The sequence below is a fragment of the Enterobacter sp. CPE_E1241 genome (genome assembly GCF_045618265.1).
Lineage (GTDB): Bacteria > Pseudomonadota > Gammaproteobacteria > Enterobacterales > Enterobacteriaceae > Enterobacter > Enterobacter adelaidei.
On the sequence record NZ_JBIWYV010000001.1, the window covers coordinates 780,172 to 799,145 of the forward strand.

An 18,974-nucleotide genomic window follows, 5' to 3' on the forward strand; every position below is an offset into this window, starting at 1 on the left:
GTGGTGTAGTGCCACCGGGCAAAACAAGCGAGCAATTTGCATGTCTAAATCCGTACAGAGCAACAGCGCGGTTCTCGTTCACTTCACGCTGAAACTGGATGATGGCTCTACCGCTGAATCCACCCGCAATAACGGCAAACCAGCCCTGTTTCGTCTTGGCGATACCTCCCTGTCTGAAGGTCTTGAACAACAGCTTCTTGGTCTGAAAGAGGGTGAGAAAAAGGCGTTTTCACTGGAGCCGGATGCCGCGTTTGGCGTGCCAAGCCCGGATCTGATCCAGTATTTCTCGCGCCGCGAGTTTATGGATGCGGGCGAGCCGGAAATCGGGGCGATTATGCTCTTTACCGCTATGGATGGCAGCGAAATGCCTGGCGTGATCCGCGAAATCAACGGCGACTCCATCACCGTTGACTTCAACCATCCACTTGCCGGGCGCACCGTCCATTTTGATATTGAAGTGCTGGAGATTGACCCAGTACTGGAGGCCTGAAATGCAGATCCTGTTGGCTAACCCGCGCGGCTTCTGCGCCGGTGTAGACCGCGCTATCAGCATTGTTGAAAACGCGCTGGAGATCTACGGCGCGCCGATTTATGTGCGTCACGAAGTAGTGCATAACCGCTATGTGGTCGACAGCCTGCGCGAGCGCGGTGCCATCTTTATCGAGCAGATTAGCGAAGTGCCGGATGGTGCGATCCTGATTTTCTCCGCGCATGGCGTTTCTCAGGCAGTGCGTAACGAAGCGAAAAGCCGCGATTTGACGGTGTTTGATGCCACCTGTCCTTTAGTGACAAAGGTGCATATGGAAGTGGCGCGTGCCAGCCGTCGTGGTGAAGAGTCGATTCTGATTGGCCACGCGGGTCATCCGGAAGTTGAAGGCACCATGGGCCAGTACAGCAACCCGGAAGGGGGCATGTATCTGGTTGAGTCACCGGAAGATGTCCTGACGCTGAATGTGAAAAACGAAGCCCGTCTGTCGTTTATGACCCAGACGACGCTCTCCGTGGACGATACCTCTGACGTGATTGATGCCCTGCGTCAGCGTTTCCCGAAAATCGTCGGGCCGCGTAAAGATGACATCTGCTACGCGACCACTAATCGTCAGGAAGCTGTGCGTGCACTGGCTGAACAGGCGGATGTGGTGCTGGTTGTTGGCTCGAAGAACTCTTCTAACTCCAACCGCCTGGCCGAGCTTGCGCAGCGTATGGGGAAAGCGGCATTCCTGATTGACGATGCAACGGACATTCAGGAAGCGTGGGTGAAAAATGCGGCCTGCGTCGGCGTTACCGCAGGCGCTTCCGCGCCGGATATTCTGGTGCAGAACGTGATTGTCCGTCTGCAGGAGTTGGGCGGTAGCGAAGCAGTTCCACTGGAAGGACGCGAAGAGAATATCGTCTTCGAAGTCCCGAAAGAACTGCGTATCGACGCCCGCGAAGTGGAATAGTTTACTCTCTGTCTGGAAAATGCCGGTGGCGAAAGCTACCGGCATTTTTGTTTCTGGTTAACTGTGATTCACCATCAACATTGGTGCCTTCATCGGCAGGTTAATCGTTTAATCTGATAGGCTGATGTTGCTGTTCTCCTTGGGCCGGAGATGACTATGGAACCAGAAATTATTCTGCCACCTCAGGTGGCATGGGCGACTGGCGCGCTAGCCAGAGGCCCGCTTGTTCGCAAGACAACCCGCCTTGCCGATCTTCCCTGCATCTTCGCTAACCGCGAGGAGTGGAGGTGTCGCGATCCCCAACAAAGCGTATACGACGTTGAGGTACTGGAATCCCCCATGGCTGAGGGGGCGCTCTACGTTGGCGTCACTCACCTTCATGCAGGTAAAGTTGGTGATGAGTTCTTTATGACGCGTGGTCATTTTCATGAGCGCCGTGAACAGGGTGAAGTCTATTTTGGCCTGCGTGGCAGCGGCTTACTGTTGTTGCAAACGGAGGCGGGCGATGCACGTGTTGAGCAGGTAGCGGCAGGGTCGGTACACATCATTCCTCCTTTTACGGCGCACCGTTTGATCAACACCGGTAATGAGACGCTCTCCTCGCTGGCCATCTGGCCAAGCGTCGCGGGGCACGACTACGCGGCGCTGGCAGAGGGCTTCGCTCTGCGAGTCTTTGCCGCCGGGCAAGGTGTCGAGGTGCGTCATGTCTGACTATGGCCTTGATATGACCATTACCCATCAGCCGCTGGGTTTTAGCTATGGTGATGATGTCACCGGGCCGATGCCGGAAATCCGTAGTCTGGATCAGATTCGCCCGTCACTGCGCGATCCTGACTGTCAGGGAACGGATCAGGTGTATGCCATCGCCATGGATGTCGCGCGACTGATGGACAGACCGGAGCTGGAAAAACGGATGTTGCTCTTTGGTGTGGTTACCTACGCTGCAGGTACGCTCGGCGATGAGCCAATTCGCAGCCAGGGGCATGTCCACCGCATCAGCCAGCATAGCGGATGGTCACCGCCGGAGCTTTATGAGATCTGGCAAGGTAAAGCGATTATTTACATGCAGGAGTACGTCGAGGACGATCCCGGACGCTGTTTTGCCGTTTTAGCGGGGCCAGGAGAAAAGGTGCTGGTGCCACCGGGTTGGGGTCATGCGACCATTTCGGCCTCACCTGATACACCGCTGACTTTTGGTGCCTGGTGCGATCGTGAGTACGGATTTGAATATGACGCGGTTCGCGCGCGCAAGGGGCTGGCCTGGTATCCACTGGTTCAGGGAAAAAACATTATATGGCAGCATAATAACCACTATATGGCAGGGCGGTTACAGATGATCACACCGCGTCGTTACAGTGAGTTTGGTATTACGGACGCGCCTATTTATCAGCAGTTTATTGACGATCCGGCCCGGTTTCAGTTTATCTCGCGCCCGGACAGAACGGCAGAGCTGTGGCACCATTTCCATCCATAAAAAAAGCCGGGGCAGAGCCCCGGCTTTTTTATCCTGCAAACACCCCGGTTGCCACGCCAAGCGCTGCGAGTACCAGCAGTAGAACCATGGCTTTGACTGGCGACACGCCGCGTTTTGCCATCAGGTACCAGGTACCCAGCACCACCACCAGCGGAAGCAGTTGCGGGAAAATACCGTCCAGCATCTGCTGCACGTGAATGTTAACGCCGTCGCGGGTGATGAACTCCAGCCCGGTACCGAGCTTCACATAGCTGGCCGCCACGCCGCCCATGACGAATACGCCCAGCAGGGAGAGCGCTTCCCGTAGGCGGGTGGATTTGCTGCTGACCAGCATCTCCACAGAGCCTGATCCCATCTGGTAGCCTTTAAGAAACAGGAACCATGAGCCCGGGATAATAATGGCCAGCCAGGCAACGGTATAAAACAGCGGGCCAAGTATGTTCCCTCCTGCCGCCAGCGCCATCCCGATGCTGAGGAGGATGGGGATTAGCATTCCGGGGATCATCGAATCGCCGATCCCTGCTATCGGCCCCATCAGGCCCACCTTCAGAGTGTTGATGGTTTCACCATCAATCGGCTCGCCGTTGGCTTTCTTCTCTTCCAGACCCAGCGCCATACCGTTAACAATCGCGCCAATTTGCGGCTCTGTGTTGTAGAACGACGCGTGACGACGCAGCATCTCGGTGCGTTGTGCTGCATCGGGATAGAGTTTTTTTGCCACCGGCAGCATGCTCAGGCAGAAGCCGAAGGATTCCAGCCGTTCAAAGCTCATTGAAGAGAGGTTGTGCATCATCCACGCCCGCCAGCAGCGGCGCAGATCTTTGCGGGTCAGTTTACGTTCTTCCATCAGAATTCATCCTCGTCGTCAGGGACTGGTGCAGAGGCCACGGCCTGCGGCGTGTCAGGTTTGTAGTTGTAATGAATCAGCGCCAGCAGGGCGCCCACGATCACCAGCGCAACCATATTGAGTTTCAGGAAAACGATGCAGACGAAGCCCACCAGGAAATAGATGAGCATGGTGTAGCTTTTGATGATCTGCTTAAGCAGGATGGCAATACCGACGGCGGGCAAAATACCGCCCAGCACGTTCATGGTCGAGAGTACGATCTGCGGCAGGCTGTCCATAAAGCCGCTAATGTATTGCGCGCCAAAAAAGACGGCGATAAACGTGGGGACAAAGCGCAGCACAAAATTCATCACCTGTGGCCATATGGCGCTGTTGAGGTAGATTCCTCGCTCATCGCCATTTTCCAGCGCGACATCCGCCCGATGATTCCAGAATGAATTGAGCACCATCATCGCATTGAAGAGAATGGTTCCGGCGATACCGATAGTTGCTGCCAGTGCGACGGCAACCTCAGGTCCTTTGCCGGAAAGGATCCCCAGCGCAATGGCTGGATAAGCCACAAAGTTTAAATCTGCTGGCATCGAGCCGCCGGGGGTCACCATCGCGATATACACCGCCTGCACCGCTACGCCAATCATAATTCCGGTTTTGATATCGCCCAGGATCAGGCCAACCAGCATCCCGGAAATAAGCGGTCGGGAGATGAGATACCAACCGCCAGTCAACCCTAAAAGCCACGGACTGCTGAGTGCACCCAGATAACACAGCAGGCCAATTAAAGACGCTTCGATAAACATGATCCGCTCCTTATTTCAGCTTTTGTCTGGCGTCCTGCCAGGTATAAAAACTGGCATCGGGAACCAGGCGGAATTCAATCGCGTGTCCCTGGACGGTGAGCCACTCGAACGCCGCCGCTTCATCTTTCGTGACCGATTGATTCGGGCCGATGGTGATCGTGTTAGCGCGAGCGCTCATCGGCCCCACGTTGATTTTCCCGTTGCTGTTTTTCAGGCTAATGCCTGCCTGTTCAATGCGCTGCAGCGTAAGCGGCGATTTGCCTATAACAAAATACCGCTTCTCGCTGGCAATCACTTTGGGCAGTTTTTCAATCGCTGTTGCGGTATCGAACAGCCACACTTTGGTGTCAGAGACGGCACCTTTCATGACCGACGACAGCAGAGGATCGGCCGCAACGGCATCATCAATGGCAACGATGCCGTCACAGGGCAGCTCTTTGGCCCAGCGTGTGATGAGCTGCCCATGGATCACGCGATCGTCGATGCGAACAAAAGAAATACTCATATGCAGCTCCTTAAAAATCGTCTGTCGGTTCAGAATCTATCTGTTTCGCCTGTACCAGCGTCGGCAGAGAGAGTTGGATTATTTGCGCGGCAGCATGATGAACATCGCGTGCCATCATCACCTCGTCGGTTTGCAACAGCATCGGGAAGTTGACCCCCGCGACCACGGCGACAGGTGGATGTGTATGCTGGTTAAACGCGACCTCGCAAGCCACATTCCAGGGCGTGCCGCTTTGCATATCACACAGCACCAGCACGCCATCAGCATTTATGCTTGCTGCTTCCAGCGTGGCGCAAAAGTCACGGCGGAAGCCCTCTATCCCTGCCTGTTCGGTCAGACAAACGGCGTGCACGCCGGGCAGATCGCCATAAACCATCCGGCCGCTCTCCAGCAGAGCGCTGGCAAGCGGACCGTGGGTGGCGACAATAAAATGAATCATCGTTAACTCCTTACCCAGGCTTTGATAGTCGCCAGTGGTTGGCTGGAGGAATTGGCGGGCGGTGAAATGCGATATTCACCGACGCTTGCCGGAATGATGAAGGTTTCGGCGTAATGGACGGTGAAAGGCGCAAACGCACCGGTTGGGCTATCGACAATGGCTTCGTCTCCCTCCACCAGATTCAGCACATTCACACCGCCACCGGTATGATGCAACACGGGTTCGCTAAACCAGTGACGACGGGTTTCGATAAATTCTCGCTCGTGCAGCCCCGTTCGTTCTTCGCGCCAGTAATTTCCTTCTGCGATAGGTTCAAACTGATTCACCAGATGCTGATGCACCCACTGCGTGTCGCGCTGCCAGTCGATCACCTTTTCACCGTGGTCCAGGTGTACCGGGCGCGGCAGACCGTCCAGCCCAAGGCGGCCCCAGTCCCATAGTTTGAAGGTGAAGATATACGGCGTAGCGCTGATCTCCAGTACCATGGTCCCCGCGCCGGAACAGTGCACTGTGCCTGCAGGGATCAGGAAATGGTCGTGTTTTTTGGCCGGGATTTGATTAACGAAACGTGCATCATCAAACGGTTTTTCACCGCGCCCCGCACGCCTGAGATCGTCCATCATGTCCTTAGGATCTATACCGGTTTTGGTGCCCAGATAAACAACGGCATCTGGCCTGGCGTCCAGGATGTAATAGCTCTCATCCTGGGTGTAATGCATCCCGAACTGTTGCTGGATGTACTCGGTAACGGGGTGGACCTGGAAGCTTAGGTTTTGGCCGCCAATGGTATCGAGAAAGTCAAAGCGAATCGGGAACTCCGCGCCGAAACGTGCGTGAACTTTCTCACCCAGCAGAGCGCGAGGCTCAAGCAGAACCAGATCCTGAGAGGGGATCTCGATCCGCACTGCGCCAAAACGCAGTAACAGGCTGTTTTCCTCGGGCACACAGTCAAAACACCATGCGTAATTGGGTGCAGAGGGATCGAGATCGAATTGTTGTTTCATCCACTGGCCGCCCCAGATTCCGGGGTCGAAAAAGGGGACTACGCGGAAAGGCTGCGAGGTCGTTTGTTCAAGCCCGGCACGCAGGGCCTCGCCGCTGACCATCGCGGGCTGGTTTGCCCGGGTTGTATCCAGTAAAAAATCGGCGCGTCTGAGAAGCGGCGTTTTGTGGCGATCGAAGACTCGCCATTCGATAAAAAAGGCGCGTTTGTAGCGACGAAGGATATCTTCATGCTGATTCTCTACGCCCCAGTTCCCCATCTCACCGCTGCGCATACGCTGCTGGATCTCCCATCGCGGAAGATCGGCATACACCAGCACATCACCCGGATGGACGAGCGCCGCACCGGGGCCGTAAATCACAATCAGCCCTTCAGAGCATTGGCTCACCTGAGCCTGCAATGTTTCCAGACGAGTGGGATCGAAAAACTCACCGAGCTGGTGGCAGGAGAGTACGCCAAAGACGCGATCGTCGGTGAGGTTGCGTGCCAGCATTTCATGAATGGTGCGCTCATCCTGTCGCGCTTGTTCGACATTGATTGTGAGTGTCGGACGCAATTGCGGCAGCAAAGCGTTCTCAAGTTCGGTCATGCGCACGCCTGGATAGCAATCAATCACCAGTACGGTGCGGCTGCACTGTCGGGTTTTTGCATCAAGGCTGCTGATAATCGCCTCCCAACCTTGCCAGGCGCTGTCGTCATAACCCTGAATCGTCACCGTGGGGAATTTGTCGTAAGTTGTCATCTTATCCTCCGTAATCGTTATTTAAGGTTATTCGATTAACCGCATTTGAGAAGAGTGGTTAACGCGATTAACCCGCCATAAATACGAATGGGATCCTGATTGGTAGCCGTAATGTGAAGAGACTCACAGGGAAAAATGCAAAAAATAGGTTATTCGATTAATCTGTAGTGAAGACTAAGGAGACAACATGACAGGAATCACGCTGGCAGATGTTGCGAAGTACGCAGGGGTATCTACGGCAACGGTATCAATGGTGCTGTGCAATAAAGGGCGCATTTCGCAGAGTACACGCGAAAGGGTACTGAAGGCGCTGGATGAATCGGGCTATGTCTATAACCAGACGGCGGCTAACCTGCGAAACCGCAGCAGTAACCAGGTGGGGTTGCTTTTGCATGACATCACCAACCCTTTCTACGGCGAGATGACCGCCGGCTTAAGCCATGAGATGGAGCGCCATGAGCTGATGCTGTTTCTGGCAAATAGCGAAGAATCCGCCGAGCGACAGCAAAAGTTTGTTGATTCGCTGATGCGTAACAACGTGGGTGGCATGGTGCTCTGTGCCGCCCGCGAAACGCCACAATCTTTTTTTGATAGCCTGAAGCGACGCAATATTCCGGCGATTATGGTCGTACGCCCGCTTAGCGATCCTGGGTTCGATTTTGTTGGAACAGATAACTTTCTTGGCACCCAAATGGCGACCGAACATCTTTTAAAAATGGGACACCGGCAGATCGCATTTATCGGCGGTAGCCAGAATTCGGGGTCACGGGCGCAGCGTATTGGCGGATTTACCAGTAAACTTCTGGAATACGGTATTACGCCGAATCCGGCCTGGATTGTGACTTCACAGGCCAGCCAAAGCGATGGTGCACGGGTGGCAGAGAGTTTGCTGACCGATAATCCGGAAATCACCGCCGCGATTTGTTATCAGGATATTGTGGCCCTCGGGGTTATGCAGTGTTTACGCAAATTGAACCGGGAACCCGGACGTGATTTTGCCCTGGTGGGATTCGATGACATCACCGAAGCGGCGCTGGTTCAGCCTGCACTCACGACGGTATCTGTCGCCGCGAAAGAGATTGGGCGCAAGGCAGGAGAGTTGCTGTATAGCCGCATGCAAGGAAATGATGAACCGGCAAAACGGATTATCCTTCCCCCCGCCCTCGTGGTGCGGGAATCCTGCGGTTTTCGCTGATCGTTATGCTTTTTACTGATATTTCTTCCTGTTTATCATTAAATTCTAATTATTGGTGTTTTCAGTTGGCAGCCTCCGTGAAGGCTGGTTAATCTGAAAACGGTTTACATCATTTTAACGTAAGAGAATAACTATGCATGATGCACAGATCCGTGTCGCGATTGCGGGCGCGGGTGGACGTATGGGCCGCCAACTGATTCAGGCGGCACTACAGATGGATGGCGTGGCGCTGGGTGCGACCCTGGAGCGTGAAGGTTCCTCACTTCTTGGTACCGACGCAGGTGAGCTGGCGGGTGCAGGAAAGACGGGCGTTACCGTCCAGAGCAGCCTTGACGCGGTGAAAGATGACTTCGATGTATTCATCGACTTTACCCGCCCGGAAGGAACGCTGACGCATCTGGCGTTTTGCCGCCAGCACGGCAAAGGAATGGTCATCGGTACTACCGGTTTTGACGACGCAGGTAAGCAGGCTATTCAGGACGCATCAAAAGAAATTGCGATTGTCTTTGCTGCGAACTTTAGTGTGGGCGTAAACGTCATGCTCAAGCTGCTGGAGAAAGCGGCGAAGGTGATGGGTAACTATACCGACATTGAGATTGTTGAAGCGCACCACCGTTACAAAGTTGATGCACCATCAGGTACGGCGCTGGCAATGGGCGAAGCGATTGCTCATGCACTTGATAAAGATTTAAAAGATTGCGCGGTCTATACCCGCGAGGGTTACACCGGCGAACGCGTGCCGGGCACCATTGGCTTCGCAACCGTGCGAGCGGGTGACATCGTCGGCGAACATACCGCGATGTTCGCCGATATTGGCGAGCGTGTTGAAATTACGCATAAAGCCTCCAGCCGTATGACATTTGCAAACGGTGCCGTACGTTCTGCTTTGTGGTTAAAAGACAAAGGAAATGGTCTTTTTGATATGCGAGATGTGCTGGATCTTAACAATTTGTAAGGTTTATTACCCATCGTGATGTGGTTATTGCAGTCGTAATTACTTGATTGCATAGGGCAATAATTTATTGCCCTTTTATTTTTCTTATTTCGACCTTTATTTGCGATATTGCTTTCAAAAGTAAGCCTTTCATCCTATTTTTTCGTTGCTGAAATGTAAGTTTTGACCATCTGGTCTACTTTTTATTGCTCTCTTGCCATATTTATCATTAAACTTGTCGCGCAAGCGTTTTCCGTGGTGATTTACCTGATCTTTTTGTCGGTTAAGCGGCATTCGGTACGCCAGGCTTGCAAAAGAACAAACAAAATATCCGTTTTAAGTTGACTTTTACCCACCAAATCTCCAGAATGCCGCCGTTTGCCAAAAATCCGCTGGCAACACATTTGCATTGATTCATGACATGGTTATGAATTAATATGCAAATAAAGTGAGTGAATATTCTCTGGAGGGTGTTTTGATTAAGTCAGCGCTATTGGTTCTGGAAGACGGAACCCAGTTTATCGGTCGGGCCATAGGGGCAACAGGTTCGGCGGTTGGGGAAGTCGTTTTCAATACTTCAATGACCGGTTATCAAGAAATCCTCACTGATCCTTCCTATTCTCGCCAAATCGTTACTCTTACTTATCCTCATATTGGCAATGTCGGCACCAATGCGGCTGACGAAGAATCCTCTCAGGTACATGCGCAAGGTCTGGTCATTCGCGACCTGCCGCTGATTGCCAGCAACTTCCGCAACACCGAAGACCTCTCTTCTTACCTGAAGCGCCATAACATTGTGGCGATTGCCGATATTGATACGCGTAAGTTAACGCGTCTGCTGCGCGAGAAAGGTGCACAAAACGGCTGCATCATTGCAGGTGATAACCTGGATGCGGCCCTGGCGCTGGAAAAAGCGAAAGCCTTCCCGGGCCTGAACGGCATGGACCTGGCGAAAGAGGTGACTACCGCTGAAGCCTACAACTGGACGCAGGGCAGCTGGACGCTGGAAGGCGACCTGCCAGAAGCGAAAAAAGAGAGCGAGCTGCCATTCCACGTGGTGGCCTACGATTTCGGTGCCAAGCGCAATATCCTGCGCATGCTGGTTGACCGCGGTTGCCGTCTGACCGTTGTGCCTGCACAAACCTCTGCGGAAGAAGTCCTGAAGATGAACCCGGACGGTATCTTCCTCTCTAACGGCCCGGGTGACCCGGCTCCGTGCGATTACGCTATCAACGCCATTAAATCTTTCCTGGAAACCGATATCCCGGTCTTTGGCATCTGTCTCGGCCATCAGCTGCTGGCGCTGGCGAGCGGTGCGAACACCGTTAAGATGAAATTCGGTCACCACGGTGGTAACCACCCGGTGAAAGATATCGACAACAACACGGTGATGATCACCGCGCAGAACCACGGTTTTGCTGTCGATGAAGCCTCAATGCCGGCTAACCTGCGCGTGACGCATAAATCACTGTTCGATGGCACCCTGCAGGGTATCCACCGTACCGACAAGCCAGCGTTCAGCTTCCAGGGTCACCCTGAAGCCAGCCCGGGCCCGCACGATGCCGCACCGCTGTTCGATCACTTCATCGAACTTATCGAGCAATACCGTAAGACCGCTAAATAATCAGGAGCTGAGAAGACAATGCCAAAACGTACAGACATAAAAAGCATCCTGATCCTTGGCGCTGGCCCGATTGTTATCGGCCAGGCCTGTGAATTTGACTACTCCGGTGCGCAGGCGTGTAAAGCTCTGCGTGAAGAGGGCTACCGCGTCATTCTGGTGAACTCTAACCCGGCAACCATCATGACCGACCCGGAAATGGCTGATGCAACCTACATCGAGCCAATTCACTGGGAAGTAGTGCGCAAAATCATCGAAAAAGAGCGCCCGGATGCGGTACTGCCAACGATGGGCGGCCAGACGGCGCTGAACTGTGCGCTGGAGCTGGAGCGTCAGGGCGTGCTTGCCGAATTCGGCGTAACCATGATTGGTGCGACCGCCGACGCGATTGATAAAGCAGAAGACCGTCGTCGCTTCGACGTGGCGATGAAAAAAATCGGCCTCGACACCGCGCGTTCCGGTATTGCACACAACATGGAAGAAGCGCTGGCCGTCGCGGCTGACGTGGGTTATCCATGTATCATCCGTCCTTCCTTCACCATGGGCGGCACCGGTGGCGGTATCGCTTACAACCGCGAAGAGTTCGAAGAGATTTGCGAACGCGGTCTGGATCTCTCCCCAACCAAAGAGCTGCTGATTGATGAATCGCTGATTGGCTGGAAAGAGTACGAGATGGAAGTGGTGCGTGATAAAAACGACAACTGCATCATCGTCTGTTCCATCGAAAACTTCGATGCGATGGGGATCCACACCGGTGACTCCATCACCGTGGCGCCTGCCCAGACCCTGACCGACAAAGAGTATCAAATCATGCGTAACGCCTCGATGGCGGTACTGCGTGAAATCGGCGTGGAAACCGGCGGTTCTAACGTGCAGTTCTCGGTGAACCCGAAAACCGGACGCCTGATTGTTATCGAAATGAACCCGCGTGTATCCCGTTCCTCGGCGCTGGCCTCTAAAGCCACCGGCTTCCCGATTGCCAAAGTAGCAGCGAAACTGGCGGTGGGTTACACCCTCGACGAGCTGATGAACGACATCACCGGCGGCCGCACCCCTGCGTCCTTCGAACCGTCTATCGACTACGTTGTGACGAAAATACCTCGCTTCAACTTCGAGAAATTCGCTGGCGCGAACGACCGTCTGACTACCCAGATGAAATCTGTCGGCGAAGTGATGGCAATTGGCCGCACCCAGCAGGAATCCCTGCAGAAAGCGCTGCGTGGCCTGGAAGTAGGCGCGACCGGTTTTGACCCGAAAGTGAGCCTGGACGACCCGGAAGCACTGACAAAAATTCGCCGCGAGCTGAAAGACGCGGGCGCAGAGCGTATCTGGTATATCGCCGATGCCTTCCGCGCAGGCCTGTCTGTGGACGGCGTCTTCAACCTGACCAACATTGACCGCTGGTTCCTGGTGCAGATTGAAGAGCTGGTGCGTCTGGAAGAGAAAGTGGCGGATCTGGGCATCAACGGTCTGGACGCTGACTTCCTGCGCGTGCTGAAGCGTAAAGGCTTCGCCGATGCGCGTCTGGCTAAGCTGGCAGGCGTGCGCGAAGCGGAAATCCGCAAGCTGCGTGACCAGTTCAACCTGCACCCTGTCTACAAGCGTGTGGACACCTGTGCGGCAGAATTCTCGACCGATACCGCGTACATGTACTCCACGTATGAAGATGAGTGCGAAGCGAACCCGTCAGTCGACCGCGACAAAATTATGGTACTGGGCGGTGGTCCAAACCGTATCGGCCAGGGCATTGAGTTCGATTACTGCTGCGTTCACGCCTCTCTGGCGCTGCGTGAAGACGGTTACGAAACCATTATGGTTAACTGTAACCCGGAAACCGTATCCACTGACTACGACACCTCTGACCGTCTGTACTTTGAGCCGGTAACACTGGAAGACGTGCTGGAAATCGTGCGTATCGAGAAGCCAAAAGGCGTTATCGTGCAGTACGGCGGCCAGACCCCGTTGAAGTTGGCGCGTGCGCTGGAAGCGGCTGGCGTACCGGTTATCGGTACCAGCCCGGATGCGATTGACCGTGCAGAAGACCGTGAGCGTTTCCAGCAGGCGGTTGACCGTCTGAAACTGAAACAGCCGGCAAACGCCACCGTAACTGCGATTGAACAGGCCGTTGAGAAGGCGAAAGAGATTGGCTACCCACTGGTGGTGCGTCCTTCTTACGTACTGGGCGGCCGGGCGATGGAAATCGTTTATGACGAAGCAGACCTGCGTCGCTACTTCCAGACCGCGGTAAGCGTCTCTAACGATGCGCCAGTGCTGCTCGACCGCTTCCTGGACGATGCAGTAGAAGTGGACGTTGACGCTATCTGTGACGGCGAAATGGTGCTGATTGGCGGCATCATGGAGCACATCGAGCAGGCGGGCGTTCACTCCGGTGACAGCGCCTGTTCTCTGCCAGCGTACACCCTGAGCCAGGAAATTCAGGACGTAATGCGCCAGCAGGTGCAGAAGCTGGCCTTCGAGCTGCAGGTTCGCGGTCTGATGAACGTCCAGTTCGCCGTTAAAGACAACGAAGTGTACCTGATTGAAGTGAACCCGCGTGCGGCACGTACCGTACCGTTCGTCTCCAAAGCGACCGGTGTTCCACTGGCGAAAGTGGCGGCGCGCGTGATGGCAGGCCAGACGCTGGCTCAGCAGGGCGTAACTAAAGAGATCATCCCACCGTACTACTCGGTGAAGGAAGTGGTACTGCCGTTCAACAAATTCCCGGGCGTTGACCCACTGTTAGGGCCAGAAATGCGCTCTACCGGGGAAGTAATGGGCGTAGGCCGCACCTTCGCAGAAGCCTTTGCGAAGGCGCAGCTGGGCAGCAGCTCCACCATGAGAAAATCAGGCCGTGCGCTGCTCTCTGTTCGCGAAGGCGATAAAGAGCGCGTGGTTGACCTGGCTGCCAAGCTGCTGAAACAGGGCTTCGAGCTGGATGCGACCCACGGTACGGCGATTGTGCTGGGTGAAGCAGGTATCAATCCACGTCTGGTGAACAAGGTGCATGAAGGCCGTCCGCACATTCAGGACCGTATCAAGAATGGCGAATACACCTACATCATCAACACCACGGCGGGCCGTCAGGCGATTGAAGACTCCAAGCTGATTCGCCGCAGCGCGCTGCAGTACAAAGTGCACTACGACACCACCCTGAACGGCGGTTTCGCAACAGCCATGGCGCTGAACGCGGATGCCACCGAGAAGGTGATTTCGGTGCAGGAAATGCACGCGCAGATTAACAAGTAAGTAAAAATGCCCGGCAGCACTCTGTTGCCGGGCATTATCCCCACCTTCAGAACCTTCTGGTTTTCCATCCACATTCAGTCAGTTAGCCTAAAATGGTTAGGTCGATAACGAAATCCAACTGAATGCAGGGGAAAACACCATGCAAAATAAATTACTGATCGCTTCCGTTCTGGCTGCCACGACAATGTTTACCGTTGCGGGCTGTTCGTCTAATCAGGCCGTAAAAACCACTGATGGCAAAACCATTGTCACCGACGGCAAACCGCAGGTGGATGACGATACCGGTCTGGTGTCGTATAAAAACGCCGAAACCGGTCAAACCGAGCAGATTAACCGTGACCAGGTAAAATCCATGGGCGAGCTGGATAACTAATTCAGAATTCTGCCGTTAGCCCGTCAATAATATTCACTATTAGCCTGCTGAATTACTGACTACACTCTTTTGTTAAAAGAAAGCAGTAACAACAGGCTAATCAATGATTCTGATAATTTATGCACATCCCTATCCGCACCACTCGCATGCGAATAAGCGGATGCTTGAGCAGGTAAGGACGCTTGATAACGTAGAGATACGTTCCCTCTATCAACTTTATCCCGATTTTAATATCGACATCGCCGCTGAGCAGGAAGCGGTTTCGCGCGCTGATCTGATCATCTGGCAGCACCCTATGCAGTGGTACAGCACCCCTCCGCTTCTGAAACTGTGGATTGATAAAGTCTTCTCCCATGGCTGGGCATATGGCCATAACGGCCATGCACTGAAGGGCAAAAACCTGATGTGGGCGGTCACGACCGGCGGTGGGGAAAGCCACTTTGATATTGGTTCCTTCCCGGGTTTTGACGTCCTGGCACAGCCGCTGCAGGCCACCGCGCTCTATTGCGGGATGAACTGGCTTCCGCCTTTTGCGATGCACTGTACTTTTGTATGCGACGATGAAACGTTGCAGGCGCAGGCTCGTCATTATAAACAACGCTTACTTGAGTGGCAGGAGGCGCACCATGGATAGCCATACGCTGATACAGGCGCTGATTTACCTCGGCGCGGCGGCGCTGATTGTGCCCGTGGCAGTACGTCTGGGGCTGGGGTCTGTCCTCGGCTACCTGATTGCGGGTTGCGTCATTGGGCCGTGGGGCTTTCGTCTGGTCACGGATGCAGAGGCGATTCTCCATTTCGCTGAAATTGGCGTCGTGCTGATGTTATTTGTGATTGGCCTGGAGCTCGACCCGCAGCGTTTGTGGAAACTTCGTGCCTCGGTCTTTGGCGGTGGCGCGCTGCAAATGGTGGCCTGCGGCCTGCTGCTGGCTGGGTTCTGCATTCTGTTGGGAATGGACTGGAAAGTGGCTGAGCTTATCGGCATGACGCTGGCGCTCTCCTCGACGGCCATTGCTATGCAGGCCATGAACGAGCGAAATCTGACGGTCTCTCAGATGGGGCGCAGTGCGTTTTCGGTGCTGTTGTTCCAGGATATTGCTGCTATTCCGCTGGTGGCAATGATCCCGCTGCTGGCGGCAAGTGGTTCCTCTACGACGCTTGGCGCTTTCGCGCTGTCGGCATTGAAGGTGGTAGGGGCGCTGGCGCTGGTGGTCCTGCTTGGCCGCTACGTGACTCGTCCGCTGCTGCGGTTTGTTGCCCGCTCAGGACTGCGTGAAGTCTTCAGTGCGGTGGCACTGTTCCTGGTGTTCGGTTTTGGTCTGCTGCTGGAAGAGGCCGGTCTGTCGATGGCGATGGGAGCGTTCCTCGCAGGCGTTCTGCTGGCGAGTTCTGAATATCGTCACGCGCTGGAAAGCGATATTGAGCCGTTCAAAGGGCTACTGCTGGGACTGTTTTTCATCGGTGTGGGGATGTCAGTCGACTTCGGCACGCTGGTGACACATCCGCTGCGGATCATCCTGCTGCTGGTCGGTTTCCTGGTCATTAAAATGGCGATGTTGTGGTTGATTGCCCGTCCGCTGAAGGTGCCGGGCAAACAGCGTCGCTGGTTTGCCGTGCTGCTGGGGCAGGGAAGCGAATTTGCGTTCGTGGTCTTTGGCGCGGCGCAGATGGCAAACGTACTCGAGCCTGAGTGGGCGAAAGCGCTGACGCTTGCCGTGGCGCTGTCGATGGCGGCGACGCCAGTTCTGCTGGTGGTGCTAACGCGTCTGGAAAAATCGGGCAGTGAGCAGGAGCGGGAGGCTGATGAAATTGACGAAGAACAGCCGCGGGTGATCATCGCCGGATTCGGTCGCTATGGGCAGATCGTAGGTCGTTTACTGCTGTCGAGCGGGGTTAAAATGGTCATCCTCGATCACGATCCTGACCATGTCGATACCCTGCGTAAATTTGATATGAAAGTCTTTTACGGGGATGCGACCCGTGTTGATCTGCTGGAGTCTGCCGGGGCGGCAAAAGCCGAGGTGCTGATTAACGCCATCGACGATCCAGAGACCAGCATGCAGATGGTGGAACTGGTAAAAGAACATTTCCCGGAGCTGACCATTATCTCCCGTGCACGCGATGTGGATCATTATATCCGCTTGCGACAGGCGGGCGTCGACGCACCTGAGCGTGAGACGTTTGAAGGTGCGCTGAAATCTGGTCGTATGGCGCTGGAAAATCTGGGGCTTGGCGCGTATGAAGCGCGAGAGCGTGCAGACCTGTTCCGCCGCTTCAATACCGATATGGTAGAAGAGATGGCGGCGATGGCGGGTAGTACGGCCACTGAGCGTGCTGCAGTGTTTAAACGTACCAGTGCGATGCTGACAGAGATCATCAATGAAGATCGTAATCATCTGTCGCTGATCCAGCGTCATGGCTGGCAGGGCACGGAAGAGGGCAAGCACACGGGTAACCCGGAAGACGAACCAGAGAGTAAACCCTCAGTGTGAAGAGGTGTTGCCAGCAATAATAAAAAATTTCTGTTTCTTTACCCTGCCGCCAGTCGACGAAAGATTAAGCTTTCCGTATAGTGGCGGCAATTTTTTGCATCCGGGAAATTTTCAATGATCAGTCTGATTGCAGCGCTGGCGGTGGACCGTGTTATCGGTATGGAAAATGCCATGCCGTGGAACCTGCCTGCCGATCTCGCATGGTTTAAACGTACGACGTTAAACAAGCCGGTAGTGATGGGCCGCCTGACCTGGGAGTCGATTGGTCGTCCATTACCGGGCCGTAAGAATATCGTTATCAGTAGCCAGCCTGGCACTGACGATCGCGTTGAATGGGTGAAATCCGTGGACGAGGCGATTGCCGCATGCGGTAACGCCGAAGAGATCATGGTGATTGGTGGCGGGCGTGTGTACGAGCAGTTCCTGCCAAAAGCGCAGAAGCTTTATCTGACGCACATTGATGCAGAAGTGGAAGGGGATACCCATTTCCCGGATTACGATCCGGATGAGTGGGAGTCTGTCTTCAGTGAGTTTCACGATGCGGATGCACAGAACTCCCACAGCTACTGCTTCGAGATTCTGGAACGTCGTTAAGTGATTTTCCCTCTCCCGCCCGGGAGAGGGAATAAACCTCAGGAGGCAACGGCCTCGTCTTCACCTAAGTCCAGCTGTCGGTTGGATGGCTGGACAAAGTAAGCTTTATCTTCCCAGCGCAAGCAGGTTAACTCTCCACCCCAGCAGCATCCGGTATCAAGACCGTAGATCCCTTCAGGCGTGCCTTTACCTTCCAGCGCAGCCCAGTGACCGAACACCACGCTGTATTCGTTTGTCACAGGCCCCGGAATGGCAAACCACGGTTTGAGCGGGGCGGGCGCACTTTCCGGTGTCTCTTTTGAATACATGTCCAGCTGCCCGTTCGGGAAACAAAAACGCATTCGGGTAAAAGCGTTGGTGATAAAGCGCAGGCGGGCCAGACCGCTGAGATCTTCGCTCCAGTGGTTCGGCATATCGCCGTACATGGCATCGAGGAAGAAAGGATATGAGTCGCTTGCCAGAACCGCTTCAACATCACGCGCGCAGGTTTTAGCCGTTTCAAGATCCCATTGCGGCGTGATCCCAGCATGGGCCATGACCAGCTTTTTCTCTTCGTCGACCTGCAGCAAGGGCTGCCGGCGTAGCCAGTTGATCAGATCGTCCGCGTCAGGCGCATCCAGTAATGGCGTGAGCCGGTCTTTGGGTTTGTTGCGACTGATCCCGGCGAAGACAGCCAGTAAATGCAGATCGTGATTGCCCAGCACCATGCGCACGTTGTCTCCCAGCGATTTGACGAAACGTAAAACATCAAGAGAGCCGGGGCCACGCGCAACTAAATCTCCCGTCAGCCAGAGTGTGTCCTGTCCGGGCGTAAAGTCGACCTGTTTTAATAATGCGATCAGTTCATCGTAGCAACCGTGAACGTCGCCAATCAGATATGTAGACATTAGATTAATGAATGAGTGTTGTAACGGCGAGACGGAACACAGGAATAGCAACGCGGAACACATTGCCATCAACGTCGACCATTTCGTAATGGCCTTGCATGGTACCCAGCGGCGTTTCAATCACCGCGCCGCTGGTGTACTGATACTCTTCGCCAGGATCGATATGTGGTTGTTCACCGACCACACCTTCACCCTGAACTTCGATTTCACGGCCATTACCGTTGGTGATAAGCCAGTAGCGCCCGCGCAGTTGCACAGGCATCCGCCCCAGATTGCGAATGGTCACGGTGTAAGCGAAGACATAGCGTTCTTCATCCGGTGAGGATTGAGATTCAACATAGACGCTTTGTACATGGACACAGACGCGGGGCGAATCAATCATG

The 18,974-nt window shown here is 54.5% G+C and carries 19 protein-coding genes; 12 read left to right on the forward strand and 7 right to left on the reverse strand.

The window, feature by feature from the left end:
• Positions 1 to 40: 40 nt before the first annotated feature.
• The 4 genes from fkpB (at position 41) to ACJ9Y9_RS03830 (ending at position 2,916) form a co-directional block, all read left to right on the forward strand.
• Complete coding sequence (fkpB, locus tag ACJ9Y9_RS03815) at positions 41 to 490, forward strand: FKBP-type peptidyl-prolyl cis-trans isomerase (RefSeq protein ID WP_013095528.1); 450 nt, start codon at positions 41 to 43, stop codon at positions 488 to 490.
• Position 491: 1 nt separating this feature from the next.
• Entirely contained in the window at positions 492 to 1,442 is a 951-nt protein-coding gene (gene ispH / locus ACJ9Y9_RS03820; RefSeq protein WP_028016634.1) for a 4-hydroxy-3-methylbut-2-enyl diphosphate reductase, read from the forward strand.
• A 156-nt stretch (positions 1,443 to 1,598) separates the two neighbouring features.
• Complete coding sequence (locus ACJ9Y9_RS03825; RefSeq protein ID WP_028016635.1) at positions 1,599 to 2,153, forward strand: glucose-6-phosphate isomerase family protein; 555 nt, start codon at positions 1,599 to 1,601, stop codon at positions 2,151 to 2,153.
• Positions 2,146 to 2,916 carry a glucose-6-phosphate isomerase family protein gene (locus ACJ9Y9_RS03830; protein ID WP_028016636.1) on the forward strand — a complete coding sequence of 257 codons (771 nt, stop codon included), beginning with the start codon at positions 2,146 to 2,148 and terminating at the stop codon, positions 2,914 to 2,916. The genes ACJ9Y9_RS03825 and ACJ9Y9_RS03830 overlap by 8 nt, the downstream gene beginning before the upstream one ends.
• Before the next feature lie 28 nt (positions 2,917 to 2,944).
• On the opposite strand, the gene ACJ9Y9_RS03835 is transcribed toward ACJ9Y9_RS03830, so the two are convergent.
• Genes ACJ9Y9_RS03835 through ACJ9Y9_RS03855 form a run of 5 tightly spaced genes read right to left on the reverse strand, consistent with a single transcriptional unit; the run spans position 2,945 to position 7,249 of the window.
• Positions 2,945 to 3,763 (reverse strand): PTS system mannose/fructose/sorbose family transporter subunit IID, encoded by an 819-nt coding sequence (locus ACJ9Y9_RS03835; protein WP_028016637.1) that lies wholly within the window; start codon positions 3,761 to 3,763, stop codon positions 2,945 to 2,947.
• Positions 3,763 to 4,560 (reverse strand): PTS sugar transporter subunit IIC, encoded by a 798-nt coding sequence (locus tag ACJ9Y9_RS03840; RefSeq protein ID WP_315959236.1) that lies wholly within the window; start codon positions 4,558 to 4,560, stop codon positions 3,763 to 3,765. Before ACJ9Y9_RS03840 ends, ACJ9Y9_RS03835 begins: the two co-directional genes overlap by 1 nt.
• Before the next feature lie 10 nt (positions 4,561 to 4,570).
• Complete coding sequence (locus ACJ9Y9_RS03845) at positions 4,571 to 5,065, reverse strand: PTS sugar transporter subunit IIB (RefSeq protein WP_028016639.1); 495 nt, start codon at positions 5,063 to 5,065, stop codon at positions 4,571 to 4,573.
• 10 nt (positions 5,066 to 5,075) lie between these two features.
• Positions 5,076 to 5,504 (reverse strand): PTS sugar transporter subunit IIA, encoded by a 429-nt coding sequence (locus ACJ9Y9_RS03850; protein ID WP_028016640.1) that lies wholly within the window; start codon positions 5,502 to 5,504, stop codon positions 5,076 to 5,078.
• A 2-nt stretch (positions 5,505 to 5,506) separates the two neighbouring features.
• Positions 5,507 to 7,249: a class I mannose-6-phosphate isomerase gene (locus tag ACJ9Y9_RS03855; RefSeq protein WP_028016641.1), complete on the reverse strand. Its 1,743-nt coding sequence runs from the start codon at positions 7,247 to 7,249 to the stop codon at positions 5,507 to 5,509.
• 187 nt (positions 7,250 to 7,436) lie between these two features.
• On the opposite strand from ACJ9Y9_RS03855, the gene ACJ9Y9_RS03860 reads away from it, so the two are divergent.
• The 8 genes from ACJ9Y9_RS03860 (at position 7,437) to folA (ending at position 17,704) form a co-directional block, all read left to right on the forward strand.
• On the forward strand, positions 7,437 to 8,444 hold the full coding sequence (locus ACJ9Y9_RS03860; RefSeq protein ID WP_028016642.1) for a LacI family DNA-binding transcriptional regulator: 1,008 nt from the start codon (positions 7,437 to 7,439) through the stop codon (positions 8,442 to 8,444).
• A gap of 133 nt (positions 8,445 to 8,577) precedes the next feature.
• Positions 8,578 to 9,399: a 4-hydroxy-tetrahydrodipicolinate reductase gene (dapB, locus tag ACJ9Y9_RS03865; protein WP_028016643.1), complete on the forward strand. Its 822-nt coding sequence runs from the start codon at positions 8,578 to 8,580 to the stop codon at positions 9,397 to 9,399.
• Between the two features lie 454 nt (positions 9,400 to 9,853).
• Positions 9,854 to 11,002, forward strand: coding sequence for a glutamine-hydrolyzing carbamoyl-phosphate synthase small subunit (gene carA, locus ACJ9Y9_RS03870; protein ID WP_028016644.1), 1,149 nt, complete (start codon positions 9,854 to 9,856; stop codon positions 11,000 to 11,002).
• A gap of 18 nt (positions 11,003 to 11,020) precedes the next feature.
• The gene (gene carB / locus ACJ9Y9_RS03875; RefSeq protein ID WP_028016645.1) at positions 11,021 to 14,245 is read left to right on the forward strand and encodes a carbamoyl-phosphate synthase large subunit; all 3,225 of its coding nucleotides are present in this window, start codon (positions 11,021 to 11,023) and stop codon (positions 14,243 to 14,245) included.
• A gap of 139 nt (positions 14,246 to 14,384) precedes the next feature.
• On the forward strand, positions 14,385 to 14,618 hold the full coding sequence (locus ACJ9Y9_RS03880) for a YgdI/YgdR family lipoprotein (RefSeq protein WP_023310357.1): 234 nt from the start codon (positions 14,385 to 14,387) through the stop codon (positions 14,616 to 14,618).
• A gap of 103 nt (positions 14,619 to 14,721) precedes the next feature.
• A complete protein-coding gene (gene kefF / locus ACJ9Y9_RS03885) occupies positions 14,722 to 15,252 on the forward strand; it encodes a glutathione-regulated potassium-efflux system oxidoreductase KefF (RefSeq protein ID WP_028016646.1) in 531 nt (176 codons plus the stop codon).
• Positions 15,245 to 17,110, forward strand: a complete 1,866-nt coding sequence (kefC, locus tag ACJ9Y9_RS03890; RefSeq protein ID WP_028016647.1) for a glutathione-regulated potassium-efflux system protein KefC — start codon at positions 15,245 to 15,247, stop codon at positions 17,108 to 17,110. The genes kefF and kefC overlap by 8 nt, the downstream gene beginning before the upstream one ends.
• A 114-nt stretch (positions 17,111 to 17,224) precedes the next feature.
• Positions 17,225 to 17,704, forward strand: coding sequence for a type 3 dihydrofolate reductase (folA, locus tag ACJ9Y9_RS03895; protein ID WP_008502023.1), 480 nt, complete (start codon positions 17,225 to 17,227; stop codon positions 17,702 to 17,704).
• Positions 17,705 to 17,742: 38 nt separating this feature from the next.
• Here the strand turns inward: folA and apaH are convergent, their stop codons facing one another.
• Entirely contained in the window at positions 17,743 to 18,591 is an 849-nt protein-coding gene (apaH, locus tag ACJ9Y9_RS03900; protein ID WP_028016648.1) for a bis(5'-nucleosyl)-tetraphosphatase (symmetrical) ApaH, read from the reverse strand.
• 4 nt (positions 18,592 to 18,595) lie between these two features.
• On the reverse strand, positions 18,596 to 18,973 hold the full coding sequence (gene apaG / locus ACJ9Y9_RS03905; protein ID WP_028016649.1) for a Co2+/Mg2+ efflux protein ApaG: 378 nt from the start codon (positions 18,971 to 18,973) through the stop codon (positions 18,596 to 18,598).
• Position 18,974 lies beyond the last annotated feature (1 nt).